The sequence below is a fragment of the Allorhizobium paknamense genome (assembly GCF_030815125.1).
Taxonomy (GTDB): domain Bacteria; phylum Pseudomonadota; class Alphaproteobacteria; order Rhizobiales; family Rhizobiaceae; genus Allorhizobium; species Allorhizobium paknamense.
The window spans coordinates 231980-240670 of the sequence record NZ_JAUSWH010000006.1 but is presented as its reverse complement, the minus strand read 5'-3'; the positions used below and the strand labels follow the sequence as shown (position 1 = coordinate 240670).

General features: G+C 53.8%; 5 protein-coding genes. All 5 read left to right on the top strand.

Features of this window, described 5'->3' with window-relative positions; all coding sequences use genetic code 11:
* Positions 1–366 precede the first annotated feature (366 nt).
* Positions 367–1536: a CoA transferase gene (locus QO005_RS12160; protein WP_307158299.1), complete on the top strand. Its 1170-nt coding sequence runs from the start codon at positions 367–369 to the stop codon at positions 1534–1536.
* A gap of 279 nt (positions 1537–1815) precedes the next feature.
* Positions 1816–3717: a putative bifunctional diguanylate cyclase/phosphodiesterase gene (locus QO005_RS12155; protein ID WP_307158298.1), complete on the top strand. Its 1902-nt coding sequence runs from the start codon at positions 1816–1818 to the stop codon at positions 3715–3717.
* Positions 3718–3794: 77 nt separating this feature from the next.
* The gene (gene uvrB, locus QO005_RS12150) at positions 3795–6650 is read left to right on the top strand and encodes an excinuclease ABC subunit UvrB (RefSeq protein ID WP_307158297.1); all 2856 of its coding nucleotides are present in this window, start codon (positions 3795–3797) and stop codon (positions 6648–6650) included.
* A 156-nt stretch (positions 6651–6806) separates the two neighbouring features.
* On the top strand, positions 6807–8126 hold the full coding sequence (locus tag QO005_RS12145) for an AAA family ATPase (protein WP_307158296.1): 1320 nt from the start codon (positions 6807–6809) through the stop codon (positions 8124–8126).
* Entirely contained in the window at positions 8126–8683 is a 558-nt protein-coding gene (locus QO005_RS12140; protein WP_307158295.1) for a hypothetical protein, read from the top strand. The genes QO005_RS12145 and QO005_RS12140 overlap by 1 nt, the downstream gene beginning before the upstream one ends.
* The last annotated feature ends 8 nt before the right edge of the window (positions 8684–8691 follow it).

Sequence of the window (8691 nt, the reverse complement as noted above, 5' to 3'; positions counted from 1 at the left end):
AATGAGACGCCTCGCAAATGCCTGGGATACAGGACACCGGCAGAAGTCTTCCGCAAGAAGCTGCTCGCACAATTAAGGCGTACCGGGTAGCTTCGCCCTGCCCGCAAGTCGCGCTTCAGCATGAACTCACACCGGGCAGATCCCATTTTCAGGCCTGATATACATATATGGAGGTGATATTTGGCGACAGTTTTTTGGCGGCAATTTGCAGAGGCTGTGTTTGCCAAAGCCGTTTCCCCTCCGGTCATCCACTATAATGGACGTCTTTCCGGGCCTTTACCGGTTTCTGATTTGCTGGCCGAAACAGTTGGCCTTGTCGGCGTGGCCCTTGCGCGTCTTTGTGAGCGCCCGGACGAACCGGTTACGGTGGATGCCAAGCTCTGCGCCTATTGGGGCATGACATCCTGTCAGCCTCTCGGATGGACGCCGCCCGAGCCCTGGGATCAGCTTTCCGCGACGTTCAAAGGTGCTGACGGCTGGATCAGATTGCATACCAATGCACCTCATCATAAGGCAGCAGTTTTGCGCGCCCTGGACGGCGCCAGCACCTTCGAGGCTGTTACGGAGGTTATTTCGCGTCACCCCGTTGCCACGATCGAGGAACGCATTCTTGCTGAAAACGGTGCGGCAGCCAGAATGATCCCATGGGCCGAGTGGCAGAGCCACCGCCAAGGCAAGGCGCTGGCAGAGGCGCCACTGGTCGAGTGGGTTCAAAAGCCGGGTGAGGCTTCCCGGCGATTGCAGCAGAAGCCTTTCCACGATGGCCGCGTCCTGTCCGGCATCCGGGTTCTGGACCTTACCCGCGTCCTGGCGGGTCCGGTTGCAACACGCACCCTCGCCGCTTTCGGCGCGGAAGTCCTGCGAATTGATCCCGCCGGTTGGGATGATCCGGGCCTGCTTCAGGATACCACGGTTGGAAAGCAGTGCGCCGGCTTGGATCTTCATTCCTCAGCGGATCGCAAGCGATTTGAGGCGCTTCTGCGGGACGCGGATATTTTTGTTCACGGCTATCGCCCCGGCGCGCTCGACCGACTTGGTTATGGAGCGGCGGTGCTCGATCACATCAATCCGGGCCGTATCGACGTGAGCCTGAACGCTTATGGCTGGCAAGGTCCCTGGATGGCAAGGCGCGGTTTCGACAGCCTTGTTCAATTCAGTTCCGGCATTGCCGACATCTGCGCCGGCGCAAACGGTGCGCCGGGTAAATTGCCCTTGCAGGGTCTCGATCATGCCGCAGGATATCTGATGGCTGCTTGCTGCATGGAAGCGCTGCGGCATGCGCGCTCAGGCAGGATCATGGCGGCGCGAACATCTCTGGCCCGGATTGCCTGGTCTTTATGTCAGGCCAGACAGGATATGACGGTGGAGACCTCCCTGCCCGTGCTGACCGAGGATGACTATGCGCCCGAGATAGAAATGACGGAGTGGGGACCTCTCAAACGCCTGCGTGCGCCGCTGTCTGTTTCTTTCGCACCAATGTTCTGGACGAGCCCAGCAGGGCGTTTAAGAAGACATGCGGCAGAATGGGCGGCGTAAAAACCCGAAGGGACAACCCCCACCCTCACCCGTCTGCCTGATCCCGCAAGAAAATTGACGTTTCGCGTCTAATAATAAGAATGCGACTTTTGGCTTTCAACTTTCTTTAGCATTAAGCCGTAACGCTACATTAAAGGTAGTGAATTAAAGCTGCTGCAATCGTTGTTTTAGACAGTCATGTTGCATTCATTGTTTTAAGGCGGGGAAAATTCAGTGTTGCTTTCGTCTGCCCGCAGATTCCAGGCCATTTCCCTGCTTGAAAACTGCAAGGGAGCCTTGTTGCTCAATATCGGCGTGGCGGCGGCTGTGACATGCCTCATCCTTCTGCGCCACGGTGTTGCCGATGGGCTGATCTGGTGGCTGCTCGTTTTTGCAATGGCCATTTTGGGCCGTTGGCAGATGACCCGAAAGTTACAGCATCACCACCTTGCCTCGACACGCCCCAGAGAAACCGTTTACTTCCTTGCTGCAGGCGCCACCGTCAACGGAATGGCCTGGGCTTTGTTGCCGATCTGCTTTGTGGATCTGGACCTTCTGGGGCATGACGCTCCAATTGCGGTGATCATGGGCGGCCTTATCAGCGGCGCTGCCCTGCGCCAATCCGGCAGCAGTCTGATGTCCATGGGCTTTTCAAGTCCTATAGGTCTGTCGCTGGGCTGGAATTTCATTTCCCATGGCGGCTATGTTGGCCTGATTGCCACGTTTGAACTCGCCATTCTGATCTCACTTGTCTACCATTTGATGTTCGTTTCCGAACGACGTTTTCTGCGCGGCGAAATCGCCAAGCTGCAGAACGAGGACGCCACCCGCTCCCTCACCATCGCCAACGAGGATATCCGGCAAAAGAACCTGCGCCTGGAAACCCTGGCGAATGGCGATATCGTCACCGGCCTTTTCAACCGCATTTACTTCAACGGCCGCATGTCGGGCGAAATTATCACCGCCCGGCTCAATAATGAGCGCGTTGCCCTGCTGCTCCTGGATATCGACCGCTTCAAGCTGATCAACGACGCATTCGGCCATCGCGGCGGCGATCAATTGCTGAAGATTTTGGGGCAGCGATTTCGTGATGCCGCGGGGCAGGATGCCGTTGTGTCGCGAATCAGCGCGGATGAATTCGCCATTCTCATCACCGGCCCGGATGTGCGGGACAAAAGCAAAGCGCTGGCACAAACGCTTCTGGAAGCGGCACGCGAGCCGGTGAGCCTGGGCAATACCGGCGTTCTGCCCGGGATCAGCGGCGGACTGGCCTTTTTTCCCGATCACGCCGACGACACCGACGGCCTTTTCACATCGGCCAGCATGGCTCTGTTTGAAGCCAAGCAGGCGGGCCGAAAACAATGGCGGCTTTTCGATCCGCAACTCAAACAACGCATTGACCGCCAGCGCAAGATTGAACAGGATCTGGAAAAGGCCATTCTCTCCGGCAAGATCGAAGCATGGTTCCAGCCACAGGTGCATCTGGCGAGCCAGAAAGTCGTGGGCTTCGAGGCGCTGGTGCGCTGGTTTCATCCCGAGCTTGGACATATTGCGCCGCCGGACATCGTTCGCGCGGCGCATGCCATGCAATTGAGCGAGAGGTTGACCGTTTGCATCGCTGACAGCGCTTGCCGCCTCTTGCAAGCGCTACCAGAGCTGGGATTGCCGGATGCCACGGTGAGCCTCAACGTCTCTCCGCGTGAATTCACCCTCTACCCCGTCTCGGACATGCTGGACCGCCTGACGAAACACCACCGTATCGATTGCCGTCTGCTGGAAATCGAAATCACCGAAGAGGCGATGCTGGACCCTGAACTGGCGGGCGAACAGTTGCAAAAGCTGGAAAACGCCGGGTACAAGCTGGCTGTAGACGATTTCGGCATGGGGCACTCCTCCCTCGCCTATCTCATCGGGCTGAAGGTCCACCGTCTGAAAATCGATCGTAGTTTCGTCACCGATGTCAGCAACAACCACACCAACCGAGCGCTGATTGCCGCCATGGTAAGCCTCGGAAACTCGCTGAACGTCGATATCGTGGTGGAAGGTGTGGAAACGGAGGCGGAACTGCAAACCCTGCGCGCTATGGGCTGCGATATCGGTCAGGGCTATTTCTTCAGCCGCCCCATGCCTGCCGAAATGCTGCCCAACTGGCTGCACCGGTTCAAAACCGAGCAGAAAAAGTCGCGCCGTGCTGTGGCATAGATCATTTTTGTTGCTTTTTTGTTCTTGATGTCAACCTGCCCCTTTTCTTCCGGGCGGGTATTATCCATATTCGGCGCATGGCCAAAGCACCGAAAAAATCCTCCACCAATCCCGGCTTCGAAGAAGCGCCTCAATCCGCCTTTGAAGGAGCGCCCGTGCAACTTTCCGGCTCCGTCGCCGATTGGGTGAAGCAATTGGAGGCGGAGGCGGAATCCTCCGGCGTCGAATCGCAGCGCGAGATCGCTTCCAAGGCGGGCAAGCACCGCCGCAAGGCTGCGGAAGCCACGCCGCAAAAAGCCACTGCTGCGAAAACCTCACGCGGGGTTTCCATCGGCGCCTCGTCGGATCCGAAAACCCGCGCCGCCGCTGGCCTCAACCCGGTCGCGGGCATGGATGTCAGCCTGGAGGAAGCCGGGCAACTGGCGAAAAACGGCGTGACCGCCACGGTGGATGCACTGTCCAAACTGATCGAGAGCGGCAATCCGCTGTTCAAGAACGGCGAGATCTGGACCCCGCACCGCCCTGCCCGGCCGCAGAAATCCGAGGGCGGCATCGCCATCCGCATGGCGTCGGATTACCAGCCGGCGGGCGACCAGCCTACGGCCATCCGCGATCTGGTGGAAGGGCTGAACAGCGGCGAGCGTTCGCAGGTGCTGCTCGGCGTCACCGGCTCGGGCAAGACCTTCACCATGGCCAAGGTGATTGAGGAAACCCAGCGCCCCGCCGTGATCCTGGCGCCTAACAAGACGCTGGCGGCGCAGCTCTATTCGGAGTTCAAGAACTTCTTCCCCGATAATGCGGTGGAATATTTCGTTTCCTATTACGATTATTACCAGCCGGAAGCCTATGTGCCGCGCTCGGATACCTATATCGAGAAGGAAAGCTCGATCAACGAGCAGATCGACCGTATGCGCCACGCCGCGACTCGCGCCATTCTGGAGCGGGACGATTGTATCATCGTCGCCTCTGTCTCCTGCATCTACGGTATCGGCTCGGTGGAAACCTACACCGCCATGACCTTCCAGATGTCAGTGGGCGACCGGCTGGACCAGCGGCAATTGCTGGCCGATCTGGTGGCCCAGCAATATAAGCGGCAGGATATCAATTTCGTGCGCGGCTCCTTCCGCGTGCGCGGCGATACCATCGAACTCTTCCCCGCCCACCTGGAGGATGCCGCCTGGCGCATCACCATGTTTGGCGATGAAATCGAATCCATCACCGAATTCGACCCGCTGACCGGCAAGAAAACCGGCGATATGAAGACGGTGAAGATCTACGCCAATTCGCACTATGTCACCCCTCGCCCGACGCTGAACGGCGCGATCAAATCCATCAAGGACGAGTTGCGGCAGCGGCTGGCCGAGCTGGAAAAGGCAGGCCGCCTGCTGGAAGCGCAGCGACTGGAACAGCGCACGAAATACGATCTGGAAATGCTGGAAGCCACCGGCTCCTGCGCGGGGATCGAAAACTATTCGCGCTATCTCACGGGCCGCAAGCCGGGCGAGCCGCCGCCGACGCTGTTTGAATATATCCCGGATAACGCGCTGATCTTCATCGACGAGTCCCACGTCACCATTCCGCAGATCGGTGGCATGTATAGGGGCGACTTCCGGCGTAAGGCGACGCTTGCGGAATATGGCTTCCGCCTGCCCTCCTGCATGGACAACCGGCCCCTGCGCTTCGAGGAGTGGGATGCCATGCGCCCGCAGACCGTGGCCGTCTCCGCCACGCCGGGCAATTGGGAAATGGAAGCCGCAGGCGGCGTCTTTGCCGAACAGGTCATCCGCCCCACGGGTCTTATCGATCCGCCGGTGGAGGTGCGCAGCGCCAAGACGCAGGTGGATGACGTGCTGGGCGAAATCCGCGAAACCAGCAAGAAGGGCTACCGCACACTGGTGACCGTGCTGACCAAGCGCATGGCGGAAGACCTGACGGAATATCTGCACGAACAGGGCGTTCGCGTGCGCTACATGCACTCGGATATCGACACGCTGGAACGCATCGAAATCATCCGCGACCTGCGCCTCGGCGCGTTTGACGTGCTGGTGGGCATCAACCTGCTGCGCGAGGGCCTGGATATTCCCGAATGCGGCTTCGTAGCCATTCTGGATGCGGACAAGGAAGGCTTCCTGCGCTCGGAAACCTCACTGATCCAGACCATTGGCCGCGCCGCGCGTAACGTGGATGGCAAGGTCATCCTCTATGCGGACCAGATCACCGGCTCCATGCAGCGCGCCATGGATGAAACCACCCGCCGCCGTGAAAAGCAGGTGGCCTATAACCAGGAACACGGCATTACGCCGGAATCCGTCAAGGCGAAGATTTCGGACATTCTGGACTCGGTCTACGAACGCGACCACGTCCGCGCCGATATCTCCGGCGCCAGCGGCAAGGGCTTTGCAGCAGGCGGCCATCTGGTGGGCAACAACCTGCAAAGCCACCTCACCGCGCTGGAAAAACAGATGCGCGACGCCGCCGCCGACCTCGATTTCGAAACCGCCGCCCGCCTGCGCGACGAAATCAAACGCCTCAAGGCCGTCGAACTGGAGACCATGGACGACAAGATCTCCCGCGACGAGTCAAAGGCCATGGAACGAGCGCCGAACCGTGAATCGATCTCCCCCCTTGAGGGGGAAATGTCCGGCAGGACGGAGGGAGAGAATACAGGCGCCGCCCCCACCCTCTTCCGCAAAAACACGCTGGACGAAATGACCGTTGGCCGCACGGAAAAACCCGTACCCGGCAAGCTCCCGGAAAAGCCCGCCGGGGTCACCGCCAGCGACGACGGCAAGAAAAGCTTACGGGCGGGGCAGACTGAGACAGACCCCCGCCCCATCATCCGCGGCAAAGTGGGTGCCGGATCTTATGAGGACCCGTCGGAGCAGAAGCGCAAAGGGCGGACGAAGGGGAAAACGGGCAGGCCGGGGCGGTGAAGACGCCATATTGTTATTGGAGATTAAATTAAGTAAAATTCACCAATTTAATCAAACGGTACTTTTAAAAATTTTATTTTTAAAAGTATACATTTCCTTGTGTTCCACTTTACAAATTTGTAAAAATTTGCAATCTAAGGCTGCAAGGAGCATCAGATGTTAAAAAAAATAGCAGTAAATAACTTTCGGTCTCTTGAAGATTTTAGCATGGAGATACGCCCTGGCCTCAACGCCTTAGTTGGCCCAAACGGCGCTGGCAAGACAAGTATTATCAAATGGTTTGAATTTCTGTCGTTATTGGGAAGCTTTTCTTTAAGAGAAAGCATAGGAAAAATTGGTGGTGCCAATCATGTTTTTCGTCGAAAGGGCGAAAAATATTCGGAAATGCTAAATTTTAGTTTCACTGGCACCACTCAAATAAATTCATTTTCTCGCAGAAATAGCAGAAATGGCTCAAAGATATATATTGACTATGAATACGATGGGACAATTTCCGTTGTAAAAAATCAAATTTTTTTCTCAAGGCAAACAATTTCTGTCTTCATATCAAGCAACAATAAACCTTCATCAAAAAATATATATATTGATTGGAGTTATGATATACTTACTGATAAGATAGAATGCAAAATTGAAACGGCAGCCCCTAAAAGTTTCAAGAAGGACAGCCTTGAGCATTTTTATTTTGAAAAGAAATTTTTGGAAGAGGTTTTAAATTCTCATTCAATGCTTGAATCAATGATTGTGCCCGGGCAAATATTCCCTATTGACTACCTGTTCGCCATCAAGACTGATATATCTTATCGGAAGGCATTTAATATCAATCCTTCTCAGGTGCGATCAGCCATAGATATCTCGTCTCAACCTAACGTTCAATTTGACGGCGCAGGAACTGTTTCGACACTCTATGAAATAAAATCTCAGGCACTTGGTGAGAGAAATCGTTATAAGCTTACGCCACTTGACCGATTTAGGCAAAAGACTACACTTCCTCGTCTTATAGATTATTTTAAGCTAAGCGATTCAAATATAAGTGACATAAATATTGAGATAGAGAATTTTCGAAACGAATTTACATTGGAGGTAGAATACAAAAATGAATCTAGTACTTACAAAGTTCCTATATTCCTTCTTTCGGATGGAACAGCAAAATGGATATCTCTAATAACTGCAATTTCAACAGAAAGAAAGGCAATATTTATCGAGGAGCCAGAAAATTTTTTACATCCAAAACTTCAAGAAAGTATAGTTGAGATAATCAGAGGTGAGATAGACGGAGGGGATGGTGAGAGATTTTCACTTATTACGACTCATAGTGAAACTCTTTTGAATAAACTTAATCCAGAAGAAATTATAATTGTCAAAATGAATGACGGCAGGACATGCGCCGAAAGAATTCCAGACCCAGAGGAAATTTCTAAAATTATTGCTGACTGCGGCTTTGGCCTTGGATATTTCTACGTCACGGGTGGCTTTTGATGATTGGTTTTATTGTTGAAGGCCAAATGGAAGAGAAAATAATACGTGAAATGTGCAAGGGTTCAGAGGTAAGACGCCTTCAAATAAATGGAAGTAAATTTCCTGTAGAAAAGATTGCTGAACGCGTTTGTCCTCATATTTCTTTATTGAGACGCAAAGGAGTCAAGAAATTTATTTTGATCATTGACCGAGAACAAAGAGATGTAAGCTCAGAAGAATTTGAGAAAGATATATTAAATAAATTATCTGATTTAAAAATTGATATATCTTCTGTAATAGTTGCCTCACCTGATAGAAATTTTGAGAGCTGGTTCGTTCCATTTTTAAATTCTTCTTGTAAAATTTCTACAGATGTCCAATCAAATGCGGAGGGTTGCAACGGTAAATCGATAGCTCGTGAAAAATTCAAGGCATCGGGTCAGAAATATGTGGAGGTTGTAGATGGTGTGAGCCTTTTTAAGAAGGTCACAGCCAGAAAGCTATCGGAGGCTTCTTTTAGCTTTAAAAGATTTTTTGATGCTTTTGATGAAGAGTGTTGGTGGATGAAGAAGGATTAGATGCTTCC